Origin of the sequence: Pseudonocardia sp., from assembly GCF_029263155.1 — a bacterium.
Taxonomy (GTDB): domain Bacteria; phylum Actinomycetota; class Actinomycetes; order Mycobacteriales; family Pseudonocardiaceae; genus Pseudonocardia.
In genome coordinates, this window is record NZ_JAJCYB010000019.1 from 1 (window position 1) to 19522 (window position 19522).

At 74.9% G+C, this 19522-nt stretch carries 17 protein-coding genes; 15 read left to right on the forward strand and 2 right to left on the reverse strand.

All coding sequences use genetic code 11. The features are described from left to right. The first annotated feature begins 364 nt into the window (after nucleotides 1-364). A complete protein-coding gene (locus Q1K26_RS03220; protein ID WP_300007618.1) occupies nucleotides 365-1348 on the forward strand; it encodes an IS5 family transposase in 984 nt (327 codons plus the stop codon). Between the two features lie 552 nt (nucleotides 1349-1900). Here Q1K26_RS03220 and Q1K26_RS03225 read toward each other — a convergent pair. After that, on the reverse strand, nucleotides 1901-2203 hold the full coding sequence (locus Q1K26_RS03225; RefSeq protein ID WP_300007619.1) for a hypothetical protein: 303 nt from the start codon (nucleotides 2201-2203) through the stop codon (nucleotides 1901-1903). Nucleotides 2204-2522: 319 nt separating this feature from the next. Here Q1K26_RS03225 and Q1K26_RS03230 point away from each other — a divergent pair, with 319 nt between their 5' ends. The 9 genes from Q1K26_RS03230 to Q1K26_RS03270 all read left to right on the forward strand — a co-directional run bounded on the left by Q1K26_RS03230 (nucleotide 2523) and on the right by Q1K26_RS03270 (nucleotide 11859). Further along, complete coding sequence (locus Q1K26_RS03230; RefSeq protein WP_300007620.1) at nucleotides 2523-3308, forward strand: electron transfer flavoprotein subunit beta/FixA family protein; 786 nt, start codon at nucleotides 2523-2525, stop codon at nucleotides 3306-3308. Between the two features lie 32 nt (nucleotides 3309-3340). Then, on the forward strand, nucleotides 3341-4285 hold the full coding sequence (locus tag Q1K26_RS03235) for an electron transfer flavoprotein subunit alpha/FixB family protein (protein WP_300007621.1): 945 nt from the start codon (nucleotides 3341-3343) through the stop codon (nucleotides 4283-4285). Nucleotides 4286-4397: 112 nt separating this feature from the next. Next, complete coding sequence (locus Q1K26_RS03240; protein ID WP_300007622.1) at nucleotides 4398-5156, forward strand: GNAT family N-acyltransferase; 759 nt, start codon at nucleotides 4398-4400, stop codon at nucleotides 5154-5156. A gap of 32 nt (nucleotides 5157-5188) precedes the next feature. After that, nucleotides 5189-6064 carry a lysophospholipid acyltransferase family protein gene (locus Q1K26_RS03245; protein ID WP_300007623.1) on the forward strand — a complete coding sequence of 292 codons (876 nt, stop codon included), beginning with the start codon at nucleotides 5189-5191 and terminating at the stop codon, nucleotides 6062-6064. Between the two features lie 108 nt (nucleotides 6065-6172). Continuing rightward, complete coding sequence (locus Q1K26_RS03250; RefSeq protein ID WP_300007624.1) at nucleotides 6173-7381, forward strand: cysteine desulfurase family protein; 1209 nt, start codon at nucleotides 6173-6175, stop codon at nucleotides 7379-7381. Nucleotide 7382: 1 nt separating this feature from the next. Continuing rightward, nucleotides 7383-8462 (forward strand): tRNA 2-thiouridine(34) synthase MnmA, encoded by a 1080-nt coding sequence (gene mnmA, locus Q1K26_RS03255; protein ID WP_300007625.1) that lies wholly within the window; start codon nucleotides 7383-7385, stop codon nucleotides 8460-8462. Between the two features lie 124 nt (nucleotides 8463-8586). Continuing rightward, entirely contained in the window at nucleotides 8587-8997 is a 411-nt protein-coding gene (locus Q1K26_RS03260) for a YciI family protein (protein WP_300007626.1), read from the forward strand. Next, nucleotides 8997-10202: a DUF6596 domain-containing protein gene (locus Q1K26_RS03265; RefSeq protein ID WP_300007627.1), complete on the forward strand. Its 1206-nt coding sequence runs from the start codon at nucleotides 8997-8999 to the stop codon at nucleotides 10200-10202. The genes Q1K26_RS03260 and Q1K26_RS03265 overlap by 1 nt, the downstream gene beginning before the upstream one ends. A gap of 442 nt (nucleotides 10203-10644) precedes the next feature. Beyond that, complete coding sequence (locus Q1K26_RS03270) at nucleotides 10645-11859, forward strand: methionine synthase (RefSeq protein WP_300007628.1); 1215 nt, start codon at nucleotides 10645-10647, stop codon at nucleotides 11857-11859. A 9-nt stretch (nucleotides 11860-11868) separates the two neighbouring features. On the opposite strand, the gene Q1K26_RS03275 is transcribed toward Q1K26_RS03270, so the two are convergent. Then, nucleotides 11869-12111: a hypothetical protein gene (locus tag Q1K26_RS03275; protein ID WP_300007629.1), complete on the reverse strand. Its 243-nt coding sequence runs from the start codon at nucleotides 12109-12111 to the stop codon at nucleotides 11869-11871. A gap of 74 nt (nucleotides 12112-12185) precedes the next feature. On the opposite strand from Q1K26_RS03275, the gene Q1K26_RS03280 reads away from it, so the two are divergent. The 5 genes from Q1K26_RS03280 to ligA all read left to right on the forward strand — a co-directional run bounded on the left by Q1K26_RS03280 (nucleotide 12186) and on the right by ligA (nucleotide 18931). Then, nucleotides 12186-13151 (forward strand): helix-turn-helix domain-containing protein, encoded by a 966-nt coding sequence (locus tag Q1K26_RS03280; RefSeq protein ID WP_300007631.1) that lies wholly within the window; start codon nucleotides 12186-12188, stop codon nucleotides 13149-13151. A gap of 189 nt (nucleotides 13152-13340) precedes the next feature. Continuing rightward, on the forward strand, nucleotides 13341-14480 hold the full coding sequence (locus Q1K26_RS03285; RefSeq protein ID WP_300007633.1) for an acyl-CoA dehydrogenase family protein: 1140 nt from the start codon (nucleotides 13341-13343) through the stop codon (nucleotides 14478-14480). Then, nucleotides 14480-15322 carry a PhnD/SsuA/transferrin family substrate-binding protein gene (locus Q1K26_RS03290; RefSeq protein ID WP_300007634.1) on the forward strand — a complete coding sequence of 281 codons (843 nt, stop codon included), beginning with the start codon at nucleotides 14480-14482 and terminating at the stop codon, nucleotides 15320-15322. The genes Q1K26_RS03285 and Q1K26_RS03290 overlap by 1 nt, the downstream gene beginning before the upstream one ends. Continuing rightward, entirely contained in the window at nucleotides 15319-16515 is a 1197-nt protein-coding gene (locus Q1K26_RS03295) for a ferritin-like domain-containing protein (RefSeq protein ID WP_300007635.1), read from the forward strand. Before Q1K26_RS03290 ends, Q1K26_RS03295 begins: the two co-directional genes overlap by 4 nt. A 49-nt stretch (nucleotides 16516-16564) precedes the next feature. Then, nucleotides 16565-18931, forward strand: a complete 2367-nt coding sequence (ligA, locus tag Q1K26_RS03300; protein WP_300007636.1) for an NAD-dependent DNA ligase LigA — start codon at nucleotides 16565-16567, stop codon at nucleotides 18929-18931. The last annotated feature ends 591 nt before the right edge of the window (nucleotides 18932-19522 follow it).

Genomic DNA, 19522 nt, shown 5'->3' on the forward strand with positions numbered 1-19522 from the left:
CCCGACCCGGCGCGATGACCACGACCGCGCCACCCCGACGACCAGGCCCCGTCCGGCACCACGCCGACGGGGCCTGCTCACGCCGACGACATCGTCACCGCCGATGACGCCGCCATCGTCACCCTCGGCGGCGGCCAACACCCCGCAGGCGACGGGCTCGGTGAAGCCGGCGCGTCGCCCGTCGGCGAGCTGACGGGCCTCGGGAGTGAGAGCCTGTTCGTGAACTGATCACGTAGGCCCCGTCGGCGCTGTGGCGGTGATGTTCGGCGATGATCACGGCTCGTGCGGCGTGTCCCGCCCGGGCTCGGTGAGGGCTTCTGGACGGATCTGGATGTCGAAGTCCGCCCGTCCAGAAGCCCTCAGGATGTCTGTCTACCTCGTCTCGAACCTCACGGCCACGCCCGACACGCCCCCGACCGCCCGACCACCCTGCCCGGTGAACGGGTGCGGCTGCGCGCACCGTGTCACCCGCTACCCCTCGGACACCACCGACGCGGAGTGGGAGGTTCTGGGCCCGCAGGCCCGGGCGGTGATGGCCGAGCTGCGCCGCGGCCCGGGCGGACGCCCGATGGCCCACCGGTTGCGCGCGGTCGTGGACGCGATCCGCTACCTGGTCCGCTACGGCATCGAGTGGCGCGCACTCCCGGCGGACTTCCCGCCGTGGGAGGCGGTGTACGCGTTCTTCGAACGCTGGGCCGCCCGCGGCCTGCCCCAGCGGATCGTCCACGCGCTGCGCGACCGGCTCCGGGTGAGCGCAGACCGTGCTCCGGCACCGACCGCGGCGATCATCGACTCCCAGACCGTGCGCGGCGCGGACACCGTCGGGGCGGCCAGCTCGGGCTACGACGGCGGGAAGAAGATCAAGGGCCGCAAGCGGCACGTCGCGGTCGACAGCAACGGGTGGCTACTCGCGGTCCTGGTCACCGCTGCGAACGTGCAGGACCGCGACGCCGGCCACCGCCTGCTGGCCCTGCTGCGCGAACGGTTCTCCACCATCACCCTCGCGTGGGCCGACGGCGGCTACGCCGGACGGCTGGTCACCTGGGCCGCAGCCGTGCTGGCGCTCGCGGTCACCGTGGTCAAGCGCACCGACGACGTCCGCGGGTTCGTCGTGCTCCCGCGCCGCTGGGTCGTGGAACGTACGTTCGGCTGGCTGTGTCGCCACCGTCGCCTGGTCCGTGACTACGAACGCCGGCCCGAGCATCACGAAGCCATGATCTGGTGGGCCACCACCGCGATCATGACCCGACAACTCGTAGCCCAACGATCCGGAGGACCACCCCCGCCACGCTGGGGCACCGACCGCGCACCAGCACCACCCCGACAGCAGGATCGACAGGCCGCATGATCAGTTCGCCAACAGGCTCTGAGGCACGGCGGGCTGCTCGGCGTCGGCGGTCCGCCGGCGCCGTTGCGGACTTCGACGGCGACCGACTCGGCCTTGCCCGGCGTGCGGCCAGAACCACGCGAGCCGAGCTGGCACGGCTGTCGCGCGATCAGGCTCTCGCATTCGGCGAACTCGCGCTCGGTGTCGCTCGTGCGAACGGCACCCTCCGCGAGGTGCGCGGGGGTGCCGTTCGGTAGGTGCGGTCGTCAGATGCGCGGTCGGCCACCACGGGGGCTGTTCAGCAGCGTGCTCAGCAACCCGCGACCCGACCGGGGCGCCCCACCGTGCGGAGCGCCGGACGTGCCTCCCGGCGCGGGCCGGCCACGTCCGGGCGCGCCACGACCACCGGAAGCGGCGCCGCGGACGGCGCCGAGGATGCGGTTCAGGATCGGCATCGGGGTGTCTCCGTTTCGGTCGGTGCTGGCCACCCGGGGGACACCGAACGGCCGTTCACTCGATCTGGTGACAGGCTTCCCGGTGTGGGCGGGGCGCAAACCGGCGGCAGCGGTCGGGTCAGCGGTGCGGACCCGCCGGACCACCCGCGACGGTGAGCACGCCGCCCACGGTGTGCCGCAACCACGCCAGCAGGACGCGGTCGTCGAAGGTGAGCGGGACCTCGGGTCCCGACCAGCCCAGCAGCGCCACCGGACGGTGGGCGAGCGCGTCCCGCAGGGCCGCGGCCAGTTCCGGTGTCGCGCGCACGAGAAGGCCCTCGTGGGTGACCGCCTGGGTGTGGGGTGTGACCTCGGCGGCATCGGTGCCCGTGCTGAGCACGTAGCCGCAACCATGCCGGTCGTCGTATCCGGTGACCACCACGGGTCGTGTCCCCTCTCGCCGACCACTCCGGCCGTTCCGGGGGCACGCGCGCTGATCTTATCGGCATCGTGACGTCGACGCCCACGCCTGCGCCGGTTCGGTTCGGTGACCGGTGCGCGGTGAGCAGTTTCACCACGTGGAGCGTTTGCCCGGTGGATACCGCCCGGTAACAATGTCGCGTACGGTCGCCCGCCGCGCCGAGACGCGACAGCGGGTGGCAGAGTCGTTTCATCCGCGGGCGCTGTCACACGTATCCGGCGCGCCCGGTCAGACCCACCCGCGGCACACGCCCGCACCGGCAGGAGGTCGAAGAGGTCCGATGAACATCGTCGTGCTCGTCAAGCAGGTGCCCGACACCTACTCCGAACGCAAGCTGAACCCGTCGGACGGTGTCCTGGACCGGGACGCCACCGACGCCGTGCTCGACGAGATCAACGAGCGGGCGGTGGAGGCGGCGCTGGTGCTGAAGGAGGCCAACGACGGCTCCGAGGTCACCGTGTTGACGATGGGCCCGGACCGGGCCACCGACGCGATCCGCAAGGCGCTGTCGATGGGCGCGGACAAGGCCGTGCACCTCTCGGACGAGGCGCTGGCCGGCACGGACGCGGTCGGCACCGCGAAGGCGCTGGCCAAGGCGATCGGCACCGTCGAGGGCGTGGACCTGGTCATCGCCGGGAACGAGGCCTCCGACGGCCGCGGTGGCGCGATCGGTGCGATGGTGGCCGACGTGCTGGGTTTCCCGGCGCTCACCCACGCCCGCGAGATCACCGTCGACGGCTCGTCGATCACGGTGAAGCGCGAGACCGACGAGGGCATCACGATGCTCTCCGCCGAGCTGCCGGCGGTGATCTCGGTCGGTGAGAAGATCAACGAGCCGCGCTACCCGTCGTTCAAGGGGATCATGGCGGCGAAGAAGAAGCCGGTGGCCACGCTGTCGCTGGCCGATGCCGGGATCGACGCCTCCGAGGTCGGGCTGGCAGGCGCGCTGTCCGCGGTGACCTCGGCCGCGCCGAAGCCGCCCAAGAGCGCGGGCGAGAAGGTCGATGACGAGGGCGACGGCGGGTCGAAGATCGCCGCGTTCCTGGTGTCCCAGAAGCTCATCTGAGTCCGGTTCGACGAGTAGAAGGAGAAGACCCCATGGCTGAGGTTCTGGTCCTCGTCGACCACCTCGAGGGTGAGATCAAGAAGTCGACGTTCGAGCTGCTGACCGCCGCCCGCACGCTGGGTGAGCCGTCCGCGGTCGTGGTCGGCCCGGCGGGCACGGCGGCGAAGCTGGCCGACGGGCTCAAGGAGCACGGGGCGGAGAAGATCTACGTCGCGGAGACCGACGACGCGGCGTTCCTGACGCCGGAGGTGTCGGTGCTGGCCGCGCTGGTCGAGTCGGCCGCGCCCGCAGCGGTGCTGATCGGCGTGTCCGCCGACGGCAAGGAGATCGCCGGGCGGCTGGCGGTGCGCACGAACTCGGCGTGGCTCAACGACGTGGTCGGCATCTCCGGCGACGCGGTGTCGCACTCGGTGTTCGGTGGCGCGTTCGTCGCCGAGGCCAAGGCGAACACCGCACACCCGGTGATCACGCTGCGTCCGGGCTCGGTGGAGATCGAGCCGGCTGCGGGTGCGGGCGCGGAGGAGACCGTCGCGGTGTCCGTCGACGGGCGCAGCGCCACGGTCACCAGCCGCGAGCCGATCGTCGGCGGGGACCGCCCGGAGCTCACCGAGGCGTCCGTGGTCGTGTCCGGCGGGCGCGGCGTGGGCTCGGCCGACGACTTCGGCGTCGTCGAGGGCCTGGCCGACACCCTCGGTGCCGCGGTCGGTGCTTCGCGCGCGGCGGTGGACTCGGGCTACTACCCGCACCAGTTCCAGGTCGGGCAGACCGGGAAGACGGTGTCGCCGCAGCTCTACATCGCGCTGGGCATCTCGGGTGCGATCCAGCACCGCGCCGGGATGCAGACGTCCAAGACGATCATCGCGGTGAACAAGGACGCCGAGGCGCCGATCTTCGAGATCGCCGACTACGGCGTGGTGGGCGACCTGTTCACGGTGGCGCCGCAACTGAAGGACGAGATCACCAAGCGCAAGAGCTGACACCGGCTCACAGTGCATGAAGGCCACCTTCACGCCATCTGGTTGCGTGAAGGTGGCCTTCCTGCAATGAGGGGGAGGGGTCCGGGCCACCTCGGGGGGCTACCAAGAGCCCGTGACGTCCTCGCAACTGATCGCCGCGACCCCGCCGGCCGCCGCGTCGCGCTACTCACTCCTGCTCACCACCGACGACGCGGAGGTGCGGGCCGCGCAGCGGCTGCGGCACCGGGTGTTCTCCGGTGAGCTGGGCGCCGTGCTGCACAGCCCCGAGCCGGGGCTCGACGTCGACCGCTTCGACGCGTTCTGCGACCATCTCGTGGTCCGCGAGGACGTCACCGGCGAGATCGTCGGCACCTACCGGATGCTGCCGCCGGAGCGCGCGCGGGCCGCGGGTGCGCTCTACGCCGAGGGCGAGTTCGCGATCGACGCCCTCGATCCGCTGCGCGGATCGCTCGTGGAGACCGGCCGCTCCTGCGTGCACCCCGACCACCGCGACGGCGCCGTCATCAACCTGGTGTGGGCCGGGATCGCGCGCTACATGCTGCTCACCGGCAACCGGTGGCTGATCGGCTGCGCGAGCGTGCCACTGGCGGACGGCGGCGGCCTCGCCGCGTCGGTGGACGAACGGGTCCGCGCGCAGCACCTGGCCCCCGAGCGCTACCGCGTCACGCCGCACCGGCCGTGGGAGGTCGCCACCGCCGCCGGGCGGGCGCCGCTGCCGCCGCTGCTGCGCGGCTACCTGCGGCTGGGCGCCTGGGTGTGCGGTGCCCCGGCCCACGATCCCGACTTCGACTGCGCCGACTTCCCGGTGCTGCTCGGGCTGGACCACATGGACCCCCGCTACGCCCGCTTCTTCCTGGGCGAGCCGTCGTGACCCTCCCCGCGAGTCGGGGTCTGCGGGCGCGCGTGTCGGGGCATCCGTGCGCCCCTGCGGGCGCCTGGGTACCCGTGCCGGTCTGCGGGCCCCAGTGCCTGCCCGTTCCCGCGGACGGGCTCCGCACCGGGCCCGTCCGGTTCGCGCTCCGGCTGGGGTCGCTGGTGGCGGTCCTCGCCGTCACGCTGGTCGGAGTGGCGCTGCTGCGCGGGCGGGCCCAGCAACGCTGGGTCCGGGCCGCCGCGGCCCGGTCGCTGCGCGCCGCGGGGGTGCAGCTGCACACCGCCGGCCCGCTGCACGACGGTCCGGGCGGGGCGCTCGTCGTCGCGAACCATCTGTCCTGGATCGACGTGCTGGCCCTGCACGCCGCCGGGCCCATCCGGATGCAGGCCAAGCGCGAGGTCGCCGCGTGGCCGGTGATCGGCGGGCTCGCCGCGCGCATCGGCACCCTCTTCGTCGACCGCACCGGCCTGCGCGACCTGCCCCGCACCGTCGCCGCGACCGCCGACGCGCTGCGAGCGGGTGCGGTGGTCGGCGTGTTCCCGGAGGGCACGACCTGGTGCGGTGCCGCGGCCGGGACGTTCCGCCGGGCCGGGTTCCAGGCCGCGATCGACGCTCGGGTGCCCGTCCGGCCCGTGGCCCTCGTCCTGCGCCTGCCCGACGGCACGGCGACCCCGGCGGGCGCCTTCGTCGGCGACCAGACGCTGTGGGACTCGCTGTGCCGGGTGCTGAGCCAGCCCGGGCTGGTCTGCGAGCTGACGGTGCTGCCCGCCATCGGGCCGGACGCGGGGGACCGCCGCGAGCTCGCGACCGCCACGGCGGCGGCGGTGTCCGGCGTCACCGGCGTCGCGCATCCGGTGGTCGCGGCGCACCGACCGGTGCCGCATCCCGAACCGGTCGCCGCCTGACGCGCTGCGCCCTGATCGGGCGACTACCCTGTGAGCCGATCCTCGGCCGGTCCGGCCGGGCCGGACCGCGGCCCCGGTGCACCGGCGCAGCAACGGGAAGTGCAGGACGTGACGACTTCACCGCGCCCCACCTACCTCGACCACGCGGCCACCACGCCGATGCTCCCCGGCGCGGTCGCCGCCATGTACGAGGCGCTCTCGCGCACCGGCAACGCATCGTCGCTGCACTCGGCCGGTCGCCGGGCGCGCCGCGAGGTCGAGGAGAGCCGCGAACGGATCGCGGCGGCGGTGGGCGCACGGCCCTCGGAGGTCGTGCTCACCACCGGTGGTACGGAGAGCGACAACCTCGCCGTCAAGGGCATGTACTGGTCGCGCCACGCCGCCGACCCGCGCCGCACCCGCGTGCTGGTCCCCGGCATCGAGCACCACGCCGTGCTCGACTCCGCGCAGTGGCTCGCCGAGCACTCCGGCGCCGAGGTCGTGCTCCTCGACGTCGACGGCACCGGCCGCGTCACCCCGGACACGTTGCGGGCCGCGCTCGCGCAGTCCCCGGAGACCGTCGCGCTCGTCTCGATCATGTGGGCCAACAACGAGGTCGGCACCGTCAACCCGATCCGCGAGCTGGTCGAGGTCGCGCACTCCTTCGACGTACCGCTGCACACCGACGCGGTGCAGGCCGTCGGGATCCTGCCGGTCGACTTCGCCGCCTGCGGTGCCGACGCGCTCACGCTCACCGGGCACAAGCTCGGCGGCCCCTACGGGGCCGGCGCGCTGCTGCTGGGCCGCACCGTCGAGCTCACGCCGCTGCTGCACGGCGGCGGGCAGGAGCGCGACGTCCGCTCCGGCACGCTGGACACCCCGGCCGTCGTCGGGCTGGCCACCGCCGTGGAGCTCTCGGTCGCCGACGCCCCGCGCCGCGCCGCGATGCTCGCCGGGCTGCGCGACGACCTCGTCGGCAAGGTGCTGGCCGGGGTCGGCGACGCCACGCTCAACGGCGACCCCGGCGCCGGCACCGTCGACGGCGGGCCGTCGCGGCTGCCCGGCAACGCGCACCTGAGCTTCCCCGGCTGCGAGGGCGACTCCCTGCTGATGCTGCTCGACGCCCACGGCATCGAGTGCTCCACCGGCTCCGCGTGCACCGCGGGCGTCGCGCAGCCCAGCCACGTGCTGCTCGCGATGGGCGCCGACGAGGCCACCGCCCGCGGCTCGCTGCGCTTCTCCCTCGGGCACACCACCACCGCGGAGGACGTCGACGCGGTGGCCGCGGTCATCGGGCAGGTCGTCGACCGGGCCCGGCGGGCGGGACCGGGCCGGTGACATGAGGGTCCTGGCCGCCATGAGCGGGGGCGTCGACTCCGCCGTCGCCGCGGCGCGGGCGGTCGACGCCGGGCACGACGTCGTCGGCGTGCACCTCGCGCTGTCGGAGACGCCGGCCGCGCTGCGCGGCGGGTCGCGGGGCTGCTGCTCGAAGGAGGACGCCGGCGACGCCCGGCGGGCCGCGGACGTGCTCGGCATCCCGTTCTACGTGTGGGACTTCGCCGCCCGGTTCGCCGAGGACGTGGTCGAGGACTTCGTGGCGTCCTACGCGGCGGGCGAGACGCCGAACCCGTGCCTGCGCTGCAACGAGAAGATCAAGTTCGCGGCGCTGCTGGACCGGGCGCTCGGGCTGGGCTTCGACGCCGTCTGCACCGGGCACTACGCGCGGCTGGGTTCCGGCGGGCTCCGGCGGGCCGTCGACGCGGACAAGGATCAGTCCTACGTGCTCGCGGTCCTGACCCCCCGCCAGCTGGCGCACGCGATGTTCCCGCTCGGTGACACGCCCAAGCCCGCGGTGCGCGCCGAGGCGGCCGAGCGCGGGCTGCTCGTGGCCGACAAGCCCGACAGCCACGACATCTGCTTCATCCCCTCCGGCGACACCCGCGCGTTCCTGGGCTCCCGGATCGGCACCCGTCCCGGTGCGCTCGTCGACGACGCCACCGGCGCCGAGCTGGGCCGCCACGACGGCGTGCACGGCTTCACGGTGGGGCAGCGCAAGGGCCTGGGCATCGACGCCCCCGCCGCCGACGGGCGCCCCCGCTACGTGCTGGGTATCGAGCCCGTTACCGGCACGGTGCGGGTCGGTCCGGCCGAGGCGCTGGACGTGCGCGCGATCGACGCCGCGGCCGCGGTGTGGGCAACGGGCACGGCGCCCGCGGGGCCGGTGGAGTGCGTCGCCCAGGTCCGGGCGCACGGGGGGCTGGCCGCCGCGGTGGCCGCACCGGGCCCGGGTGCGTCGGTGCGCGTGGAGCTGCGGGAGCCGTTGCGCGGGGTCGCCCCGGGCCAGGCGGTGGCGCTGTACCGGGAGGACCCGGCGGGCGACGTGGTGCTGGGCAGCGCCCGCATCACCACCGCCCGCTGACGCCGCCCGCGGGTGCCGGAGCCGTCGAGAATCCTGTGGAGAGTATGTCGAGAACGGCCCGGTGGCTCCGTCCCAGTGCCGGATGCGGCCACCGGGGCCGCACCGCGACGAGGAGGACCGACAGATGAGGTACCTGCTGCTCAAGCACTACCGGGGCGCCCCCGACGCCGTCAACGACGTCCCGATGGACCGGTGGACCCCGCAGGAGATCGAGGACCACGTGCGGTACATGTCCGACTTCGCCGCCCGGCTCGAGGGCAGCGGGGAGTACGTCGACGGCCAGGCGCTCTCGCCGGACGGCGTCTGGGTCCGGTACGACGGGGAGGGCAGGCCGCCGGTCACCGACGGGCCCTTCGCCGAGACCAAGGACCTGATCGCCGGCTGGATGATCATCGACGTCGACAGCCACGAGCGGGCGCTCGCCCTGGCCGGCGAGCTGTCCGCGGCCCCCGGCGCGGGCGGAAAGCCGATCCACGAGTGGCTCGAGGTCCGGCCGTTCCTCACCGCCGCGCCCACGGTCACCGACTGCCACTGATGGACGACCTGCTGCTGCGGGAGCTGACCCCCGCGGTGATCGGCGTCCTCGTCCGCCGCGGGGTCGACTTCGCGACGGCCGAGGACGCCGTGCAGGAGGCGCTGATCCAGGCGACGCTGACGTGGCCCGGCGGGGAGCCCGCCGACCCGAAGGGCTGGCTGGTCACCGTGGCGTGGCGCAGGTTCCTCGACGCCCACCGGGCCGAGATCGCCCGCCGCGACCGGGAGCGGCGGATCGAGTCCGAGCCGCCGCCCGGCCCGACCGAGGCCGCGGACGACACGCTGGCACTGTTCTTCCTGTGCGCCCACCCGTCGCTGACCCCGACCTCGGCGGTGGCGCTCACGCTGCGGGCCGTCGGCGGCCTGACCACGCGGCAGATCGCCCGGGCCCACCTGGTGCCGGAGGCGACGATGGCGCAACGGATCAGCCGGGCCAAGCGCACGGTCGCCGGGGTGCGGTTCGACGAGCCCGGTGACCCGGCGACCGTGCGGCGGGTGCTCTACCTGGTCTTCAACGAGGGCTACACGGGTGATGTCGACCTCGCGGCCGAGGCGATCCGACTCACCCGCCAGCTGGTCACGCTGTCCCGGAGCGGGGGAACAGGGGCAGGGGGGACAGGGGCAGGGGGGACCGGGGCAGGGGGGACCGGGGACGAGGAGAACGCGGGCCTGCTGGCGCTGATGCTGCTGCACCACGCCCGGCGGCAGGCGCGGACCCGGCCCGACGGCAGCCTGGTGCCGCTGGCCGAGCAGGACCGGTCCCGCTGGGACACCGCGCTCATCGCCGAGGGCGTCGCGATCCTGCAGGCGGCACTGGCCCGCGACCGGCTCGGCGAGTACCAGGCCCAGGCCGCCATCGCCGCCCTGCACGCCGACGCCCCGCGCGCCGAGGAGACCGACTGGGTGCAGGTCGTCGGCTGGTACGACGACCTGCTGCGGCTCACCGGGAGCCCCGTCGTGGCGCTCAACCGGGCCGTCGCGGTCGGGGAGGCCGACGGCGCCGCGGCCGGGCTCGCGGCGCTGGCCGCCGTGGACCCCGGTCTGCCCCGCTACGACGCCGCCTCCGCCCACCTGCACGAGAAGGCGGGCGACCTTCCCGCCGCCGCCCGGTTGTACGCCGCCGCCGCACGGTCCGCCCCCACCCTCGCCGAGCGCCACCACCTCACGCTGCAGGCGGCACGGATCGGCCAGGCGCTCGCCGGGTGAGCTCCCGGCCGCGCCTCGGCACCCGACGTGCCGCTCCCGCCGGAGCGTGGTTGGCGCGCCGGAGGGTGGTTCGCGCGCCGGAGGGTGGTTCGCGCGCCGGTGGGTGGTTGGCGCGCCGGAGGGTGGTTCGCGCGTTGCCGGCAGCGCGCGGACCACCGTGGCGCGCGCGAGGGGTCCGCGCGCGAGGGGTGATCGGGCGGCCGGCTCCGGTCGGCCCGCCGCTCGTCGGGGCGGCGGCCCAGCCGATCAGCTGACGCCGGGCTGCAGGCGCCGGACGACCGGTCCTGCGGCCCGCCGCTGCTCGTGCAGTTGGCCTCGGGGCTCGTGGTGCCGGCGCCCACTGCCTCCGCGGCGCCCACTGCCTCCGCGGCGCCCGCCCCCGCAGGGCCGGGCACGCCATGCGCCGCCGCACGCCCGGGTTCGCGCCTGGTAGACAGCGCACATGAGCACCGACGATCCGCTGGCTGCCGCGCTCGCCGCCGCCGGGCTCGCCCCGGCCCCGCCCGAGCGGGAGGACCCGCTGGCCGCGGCGCTCGCGGCGGCCGGGCTGGGAGACGCGCGGCCCACCCCCAGCGGGGTCACCGTCGTGCAGGACGAGCCGGACGAGCCCGTCGAGCGGCCCCGCTGGCCCGCGGGCGTCGCCACCGGCGTCGGCTCCATGCCCGGCGACGACGTGCGCGAGTCCGCCGCCACCGTCACCGGCGAGCTGCCGCTGTTCCCGCACCTGCCCGAGCTGCCCGTCCGCGGCGTCGGCGCCGATATGATCGGGCGCACCGCGGGTCTGCTCGTCGACATCGCGGTGGAGGTGCGGCCCTCCGGATACCGCGTCGCATCCCGACCGGGGGCCGACCACCGCCGCGCCGTCGACCTGCTCCGCGGTGACCTCGACGCCTTCGACGAGGCCTGCGAGCCGGTCCGTCCGGGCTGGGTGAAGGTGCAGGCGGCCGGGCCCTGGACGCTCGCGGCGTCGGTCGAGGTGCGCTCCGGGCACACCGTGCTGTCCGACCGCGGGGCGGTCCGCGAGTTCGCCGCGAGCCTGCTGGAGGGGCTGCGCCAGCACGTCGCGGAGGTCGCCGCCCGCACCGGCGCACAGGTCGTGCTCCAGCTCGACGAGCCCGGCCTGCCACAGGTGCTGGGCGGGCTGGTGCCGACGCCGTCGCGCTACGGCACCGTGCGCGCGGTGTCGGGGTCCGCGGCGAAGGACGTGCTGCGCGAGCTGATCGACGGCGTCGGTGTGCCGGTGGTGCTCCACTGCTGCGCCGACCGGCCGCCGGTACCGCTGCTCGCCGACGTCGGCGCGGCGGGGATCGGCATCGATGCCACCCGTCCCGCGATCTGCGGCCGCACCGCGGTCCCCGCCGCCCTCGACGAGCTCGGCGCCGTCTGGGACGCGGGCACGCCGCTGCTGCTCGGGCTGGTGCCGGCGCTGGACCCCGGGCACCCGGTGCGCTCTCGCGACCTCGCCGGTCCGGCGTTCGACCTGGCCGACCGCCTCGGCTTCGACCGCGTGCGGCTCTCGACGCTGTGCGTCCCGACCCCGACCTGCGGGCTCGCCGGCGCCGACCCGGCGTGGTCGCGCCGCGCCCTGGAACTCTCCCGGGAGCTGGGCCGCGCCTTCCTCGACCCGCCCGACGAGGACGGACCCGACCGCCGCTGATCCGGGGCCCTACCCGGCGGTGCCGGCCCCGGCGGGCCGCCGCTGCCGCACCGTGGCGACGGCCCGGCGGGCCCGCTGGACCCGGTCGGCCGCGTCGTCGGCCACCTGGCGGCCGGTGACGGTGAAGAGGCGCGCGCCGTCGTGGCACTCGGCCTCGACGACGATGCCGTCGGGGGTGTTGTGGACGGCCAGGATCCGCCGCTCGGAGAGCAGGACGCGGGCGCCGTGGCGGGGGCAGTAGGCAGTGAACATGGTGTCGATCCTGCGCGGATCGCCGCCGGTCGACGAGTGGCAGGAAGGACTACTTTCACTGCTATCCTGCCAAAATGGACCGATGGCAGCTGCGCGACGTCGCGACGGTGGCGCAACCCGGTGTGGGCACCTTCAGCCTCGGGGTCTTCAGCGAGGTCTTCGGCTACGACCGCGCCGACGCCGGTCTGCCGTGCTTCGACTACGCCGTCGTCGGCGAGTACCCGGGCCCGGTACGGACCGACACCGGGCTGCGGGTCCTTCCCGACCACGGCCTGGAGCGGCTCGCCACGGCCGACCTGGTGGTGATCACCGGCAGCGATGGCCCCGACCTGCCGTCGGCCGCGCTCGCCGACGCGCTGCACGCCGCGATCGGCCGCGGGGCGCGGGTGCTGGCCCACTGCACCGGGGCGTTCACCCTCGCCGCCTGCGGACTGCTCGACGGGCGCCGCGCCACCACCCACTGGCTGCACGCCGAGGAGTTCACGCGCCGCTATCCCGAGGTCGACCTCGACGCGGGGGTGCTCTACGTCGACGCGGGCCCGGTGGTCACCAGCGCCGGCACGGCGGCCGGGATCGACGCCTCGCTGCACCTGATCCGCCAGGCCCACGGCCGGGAGGTCGCCAACGCGATCGCCCGGCGCATGGTCGTGCCCCCGCACCGCGACGGCGGTCAGGCGCAGTTCATCGAGCAGCCCGTGCCCGTCACACACGACCTGCTCGGCCCGCTGCTGGCCTGGGCCGCCGAGAACGCCGCCCAGCCGCTCACCGTGGAGGCGCTCGCGGCGCGGGCCAACCTGTCGCCGCGCACCTTCGCCCGCCGGTTCCGCGCCCACACCGGCACCACGCCCTACGCCTGGCTCACCGCGCAGCGCATCCGTCTCGCCGAGCGGATGCTGGAGACCGGTGACCTGGCGGTCGAGGAGGTGGCCCGGCACTCGGGCTTCGGGTCGGCAGCGGTGCTGCGGGAGCACTTCGTCCGCGAGCGGGGTGTGTCCCCGCTGGCCTACCGGCGCACGTTCCGCGCGACCGCGGCGGGCTGAGAGCGGAGCGTGGGCTGCAGCCCGACCGGGGTCGCGGTAGCTTCCGGGGCAGCCGCAGAGGGGAGGTCCGCCGTGTTGCGACGCCGCTGACGCACCCGACCCCACCGCCCGGTCCGGGCGGACCTTCCCGACCGCGACGGCGGTGCCCCACCGGGCTGAGCCGCGCGGTCGCACCGCGAGGAGCATCCCGTGAGTTCTGCTGTGCTCGACCGAACCGCCGCGCTGGCCGCGATCGTCGACGACGTCATCGCCCCGGCCGCGGCCGACACCGACCGCACCGGCGCCTACCCGCGCGCCGCGCTCGACGCCCTGGGAGCTGCCGGCTTCCTCGGCCTGTTCAGCTCCCCGGACGTGGGCGGGGGCGGCGGCTCCCTCGCCGACGTTGCCGGCGTCGTCGAGGAGATCGCCGCGGCCTGTGGCTCGACCGCGATGGTCGTGCTCATGCACTACGCCGCCGTCTCGGTGATCGAGGCGCACGGCCCCGTCGAGGTACGGGAGGCCATCGCCCGCGGCGAGCACGTGAGCAGCCTCGCGCTCTCCGAGGCGGGCTCACGCAGCCATTTCTGGACGCCCCTGGGCACGGCCACCACCGACGGCGACGCCGTGCGCCTCGACGCCGCGAAGAGCTGGATCACCTCGGCCGGGCAGGCCGACAGCTACGTGTGGTCGAGCCGCCCGCTCGCCGCCGACGGCCCGATGACGCTGTGGCTGGTCCCGGCGGACGCGGCCGGCCTGAGCGTGGCCGCCCCGTTCGACGGGCTGGGCCTGCGCGGCAACTCGTCGAACCCGGTGCGCGCCGAGGGGGTGCCGGTCGCGGCCACGGCCGGGCTCGGCGACGACGGCGCGGGCCTCGACATCGCACTCGGTGTCGTGCTGCCCACGTTCCTGGTCGGCAACGCGGCGTTCTCGGTCGGCCTGATGGAGGCACTCGTCGGGTCCGCGGCGGCCCACCTCACCTCGTCGCGGCTGGAGCACCTGGACCAGACGCTGGCCCAGCAGCCGATCCCGCGCGTGGAGTTCGCCCGGTTGCGCACCCGTGCCGACGAGGCCCGCGCGTTCCTCGCCGACACCCTCACCGCGCTGGCCGAGGGCCGCCCGGACGCGACGCTGCGTGTACTGCAGGTCATGGCCGTCGCGGCCGAGGCGTCCTCGGAGGTCGCCGACGGGGTGCTGCGGCTGTGCGGCGGGGCGGCGTTCCGCAAGGAGGTCGGTGTGGAGCGGCGGTTCCGCGACTCGCTCGCCGCCCGCGTGATGGCCCCCACCACCGACGCGCTGCGCGACTTCGTCGGCCGCGCCACGCTCGGCCTGCCGCTGCTCGGGGACGCCTGATGACGACCCTGCTGATGGGCGCGGTCGCCTACGACCCCAAGGTCGTCACGATCTGGGAGGGCTTCCGGCAGTGGTTCCGGGCCGAGGGCCTCGACGTCGACTTCGTCCTTTACTCCCACTACGAGCGCCAGGTCGAGGACCTCGTCGACGGTCGCATCCACGCCGCCTGGAACTCCCCGCTGGCCTGGTTGCGCTCGCAGCGCCTCGCCGCGGCGCGTGGCCGCACGGTGACCTCGGCGGTGATGCGCGACACCGACCAGGACCTGACGTCGGTGGTGGTCGTGCGCGCGGACTCCGGGATCGAGTCCCTGACCGAGCTCACGGGGCGCACGGTCGGCGTGGGTGCGGTCGACTCCCCGCAGGCCACGCTGATCCCGCTGTCGTACCTGCGGGCCGAGGGCGCCGAGCCGTCGGTGCGCCGGTTCGACGTCGGGGTCGGACTGCACGGCGACCACGTCGGTGGCGAGCGCGACGCCGCCCGCGCGCTGGTGGCCGGGGAGGTGGACGCCGCCTGCATGATCGACGGCAACCACCTGCTGTTCACCCGGGAGGGCACGCTGCCGGCCGGCGGCACCCGGATCCTCGGCCAGACCGGGACCTACGACCACTGCACGATGACGATCGTGGACACCGCACCCGCCGAGCTCGCCGACCGGTTCGTGGCGCTGCTGCTGGCGATGTCCTACGACGACCCGCAGGTGCGTCCCCTGCTCGACCTGGAGGGGCTGCGGGCCTGGCGCGTCGGGCGGACCAGCGGTTTCGAGCTGCTGGACGCCGCGGTGGACGAGGCGGGGTTCTACGACGGGACGGGTGCGGTGACAGCCCCGGAGTACCGGCCGTGACCGGGGGCGCCCCGCTCGATCTCGGGTGGCTGGGGTTCGAACGGGGTGCCCACCTGCTCGTCGACCGGGCGCTGCGCGCGCGGCCCACCGTCCACGTCGTCGGCGGCGACCCGGCGCTCGGCGTGCACCTGCGGGCCTGGTGCCGGGCCCGTGGGCACGGCTTCACGGCCGACCCGCACGGCGGCTGGACGGTCGCGCGCGGGCCTGCCGCGGAACAGCGCTGGGCGGGCGCGGAGCGGGCCGGTGGGCCGGCGGTGGACGGAATCGTGCGCCGACCGCCCGTGCACTGGGGCCTGGCCGCACGGGGCGCGCTGGTGGAGACGAGCGGCCCGCCGCCGGCGCAGTCGGGTGGCCCGTTCGACCTCGACGACCGCGACGTCGTCTGGGCCGATCTCGCGCCCCGCCTCTATGCGCACGCCGCGGCGGCTCAGTGGGACCCGGCCACGGCCGTCGACTGGTCCGCGGGGCAGCGGCCGCCGCCGGACGTCGAGTCGGCCGTGGTGCAGGTGATGACCTACCTCGTGGAGAACGAGCAGGCCGCGCTCGTGATCCCGGCGCGGCTGCTCGCCAGGGTGCACCCGCACTTCCGCGAGGTCCAGCAGTTGCTGGCGGTGCAGACCGCCGACGAGGCGCGGCACGTGGAGGTGTTCACCCGCCGCGCGCTGCTGCACGGCGGGGAGATGGGGACCTCCTCCGCCGGGGGGCGGGCGTCGCTGATGACGCTGCTCACCGAGCCGGACTTCTCCCTCGCCTCGTTCCTGCTCTCGGTGCTCGGGGAGGGCAGCTTCCTGGCGTTGTTGTCGTTCCTGGACGAGCACGCCCCGGACCCGGTGACCCGCCAGGTCACCCGCCTGGCCCGGGTGGACGAGGCGCGGCACGTCGCGTTCGGCGTGGCGCACCTGGAACACCAGTCGGCGCTGGACCCTTCGCTGCGCGGGAAGCTGCGCGCCGCCGTCGAGCGCCGCCACGACGCGCTCGCCGACACCGCGGGCCTCAACGCCGACGTCCTCGACGCCCTGGTGGTGCTCGCCGCGGGCGCCTGGACCCCGGAGGCGATCGCCCGGGGCCACGACGCCGTGCAGGAGCTGCACCGCGTGATGGACGAGGGTCGCCGCCGGCGGCTGACCCGGCTGGGTTTCCCGCCCGACGAGGCCGCCGAGCTCTCCGCGCTGCACACCCGCAACTTCATGTGACAGCGAGCGTCGCGGGAGAACGTCGGGGTGTCTCGATAGCCTGCGACACGTGAGTCCAGAAGCCCCCGCGCCCGACCCCGCGCATCGTCACGCGACCCTTGCCGAGGAGGTCGCGGGGCACCTGTTCCGCTATCACGTGCTCGACGCGCCCGTGATCTCCGACGGGCAGTTCGACGCGCTGTGGCGCGAGCTGCTGGAGCTGGAGGAGCGGCACCCGGAGTTGGTCACGCCCGACTCGCCCACCCAGCGGGTCGGCGGTTTCTCCACCGAGTTCACCGCGCACGACCACCTCGAGCGCATGATGAGCCTGGACAACGCGTTCGCCGCCGACGAGCTGCGCGCCTGGGCGGAGCGGGTGGCGCGCGAGATCGGCCCGGTGAGCGATACCGGGCGGGTGCACTACCTGTGCGAGCTCAAGATCGACGGGCTCGCCGTGAACCTGCTCTACGAGGGCGGCAGGCTCACCCGGGCCCTCACCCGCGGCGACGGGCGCACCGGCGAGGACATCACGCTCAACATGCGCACCCTGGTCGAGGTGCCGTCGCTGCTCACCGGCACCGACGAGTTCCCGGTACCGGCGCTGGTCGAGGTGCGCGGCGAGGTCTACTTCCGGCTGGAGGACTTCCAGGCGCTCAACGCGCAGATGGTCGAGGCCGGCAAGCCGGTGTACGCCAACCCGCGCAACACCGCGGCCGGGTCGCTGCGGCAGAAGGACCCGCGCGTCACCGCGTCGCGCAACCTGCGGCTGATCTGCCACGGCTTCGGCAGGCGCGAGGGCCTCACCCTGCAGCGCCAGTCGCAGGGATACGACGCGCTGCGCGCCTGGGGCCTGCCGGTCTCGGGGCGCTCGGTGGTGCTCGACGACGTCGACGCCGTCGTCGCCCACGTCGAGTACTGGGGCGAGCACCGCCACGACATCGAGCACGAGATCGACGGTGTGGTCGTCAAGGTCGACGAGGTGGCGTTGCAGCGGCGGATGGGCTCCACGTCGCGGGCGCCGCGGTGGGCCATCGCGTTCAAGTACCCGCCGGAGGAGGCCACGACGACGCTCCTCGACATCCAGGTCAACGTGGGCCGCACCGGGCGCGTCACCCCGTTCGCGGTGATGGAGCCGGTGGTGGTGGCCGGCTCCACGGTGTCGATGGCCACGCTGCACAACGCCCACGAGGTCGAGCGCAAGGGGGTCCTGATCGGCGACCGCGTGGTCATCCGCAAGGCGGGCGACGTGATCCCCGAGGTGCTGGGGCCCGTGGTCGAGCTGCGGCCCGACGACGCGCGGGCGTTCGTCATGCCCACCCACTGCCCGGAGTGCGGCACCGCGCTCGCCCAGCAGAAGGCGGGCGACGCCGACCTGCGCTGCCCCAACTCGCGCTCCTGCCCGGCGCAGCTGCGGGAGCGGCTGTTCCACGTCGCCGGGCGCGGGGCGTTCGACATCGAGGGCCTGGGGTACGAGGCCGCGGTCGCGCTGCTCGCGGCGGGCGTGGTGCGCGACGAGGGCGACGTCTTCGCGCTCACCGAGGCCGACCTGCTGGCCACCGACCTGTTCCGCACCAAGGCCGGGGTGCTCTCGGCCAACGGCCACAAGCTGCTCGCCAACCTCGAGTCGGCGAAGGACCGGCCCTTGTGGCGGGTGCTCGTCGGGCTCTCGATCCGGCATGTCGGCCCCACGGCCGCGCAGGCGCTGGCCCGGGAGTTCACCTCGATGGACGCCATCGAGGCGGCCGCCGCGGAGGCGGCCCGCGCCACCGAGGCCGCCGGGCTCGCCATCACCTCCGACGGTTCCGCCGCCGAGGCGGACGACGCCCCCGCGCCAGAGCCGGCCACCGCGGGTGCCGGCGTCCCACCGGTGGACGCGCCGGGATCCGCCGACGCGTCCACCGGTGGGACGGGCGCCGGGGACGGCCCGGCCGAGCCGTCCGCCGAGGAGCAGGCGCTGGCCGCGGAGAAGGCGGCGCGGGCCGAGGTCCGCACCCGGGCGAGGGCGCTCGCCGCCGCGCTCGCGCCCATCGCCGGGGTGGAGGGCGTCGGCCCCACGATCGCCGCCGCCCTGCGCGACTGGTTCTCCGTCGACTGGCACCGCGAGGTCGTCGCCCGGTGGCGTGCGGCCGGGGTCCGCATGGTCGACGAGGTCGACCACTCGGTGGCCCGCACGCTGGACGGGATGTCGATCGTCGTCACCGGGTCGATGGAGGGCTTCTCCCGCGACGAGGCCCGGGAGGCCATCACCGCCCGCGGTGGCCGCGCGGCCGGCTCGGTGTCGAAGAAGACCGCGTTCGTCGTGGCCGGGGAGTCGCCGGGATCGAAGTACGACAAGGCACTGGAGATCGGGGTGCCGATCCTCGACGAGGCCGGCTTCCGGGTGCTGCTGGACCGGGGGCCGGAGGCGGCCACGGCGGTGGCGACGATCGGCACCTGACGCGGACCGGCACGCTGAGACGGATCACCACGACCGTTTACCCTGCCGGACGTGCCTGCCGCCCTATCCCGTTCCGGGCCCGGGCCGGCCTGCGGCTGGATCCGGCCAGGTTCCGGGCCCCCGGCCCGAGCGAGGCGAATGCCGGCGCGTTGGGCCTTCATGATCATCGCCTGGGAACCGCCAGGAGTCGCATGTGCGCCTCCGGGTGCCGAGACGGTGATCATGTCACGGTCTGCACGCCTGCACGTTCCCAGCCGGTGATCACCGGGAGCGGCCGGGCGTCGGCGGGGCGCCGACGAGCGGCAGGCAGACACGACACGGTGTCCCCGCGCCGCGGTTCGCGGCGGCCGTCGCGGGGCGAGGTTGCGGCTCTGCTCCGTTCGGAGCAGGACTGTCGGGCAGTCTCCATCCGGGGGCGGTGGGTCGCGGAGCCCGGCGGCTAGGATGCGGCCGGTGGTGCGTCCTGAAAGCTGGATCAGGCCAGCGGGTGTGAGTCCCGCCTGGGTAGGTACCGGAGCGCCCAGTAGCAGGCCCCGGTTCGTCGGAGAGATCCGGCGGGCTGAGCGGGGCGTCGAGAGCCTCTTCGGAGGG

Coding starts and splice junctions, on each gene's coding strand:
- Q1K26_RS03275 (WP_300007629.1), bottom strand. CDS start 12,111: ATGTTCACTGCCTACTGCCCCCGCCACGGCGCCCGCGTCCTGCTCTCC.
- Q1K26_RS03235 (WP_300007621.1), top strand. CDS start 3,341: ATGGCTGAGGTTCTGGTCCTCGTCGACCACCTCGAGGGTGAGATCAAG.
- Q1K26_RS03230 (WP_300007620.1), top strand. CDS start 2,523: ATGAACATCGTCGTGCTCGTCAAGCAGGTGCCCGACACCTACTCCGAA.
- Q1K26_RS03270 (WP_300007628.1), top strand. CDS start 10,645: ATGAGCACCGACGATCCGCTGGCTGCCGCGCTCGCCGCCGCCGGGCTC.
- Q1K26_RS03280 (WP_300007631.1), top strand. CDS start 12,186: ATGGACCGATGGCAGCTGCGCGACGTCGCGACGGTGGCGCAACCCGGT.
- Q1K26_RS03260 (WP_300007626.1), top strand. CDS start 8,587: ATGAGGTACCTGCTGCTCAAGCACTACCGGGGCGCCCCCGACGCCGTC.
- Q1K26_RS03290 (WP_300007634.1), top strand. CDS start 14,480: ATGACGACCCTGCTGATGGGCGCGGTCGCCTACGACCCCAAGGTCGTC.
- Q1K26_RS03265 (WP_300007627.1), top strand. CDS start 8,997: ATGGACGACCTGCTGCTGCGGGAGCTGACCCCCGCGGTGATCGGCGTC.
- Q1K26_RS03220 (WP_300007618.1), top strand. CDS start 365: ATGTCTGTCTACCTCGTCTCGAACCTCACGGCCACGCCCGACACGCCC.
- mnmA (WP_300007625.1), top strand. CDS start 7,383: ATGAGGGTCCTGGCCGCCATGAGCGGGGGCGTCGACTCCGCCGTCGCC.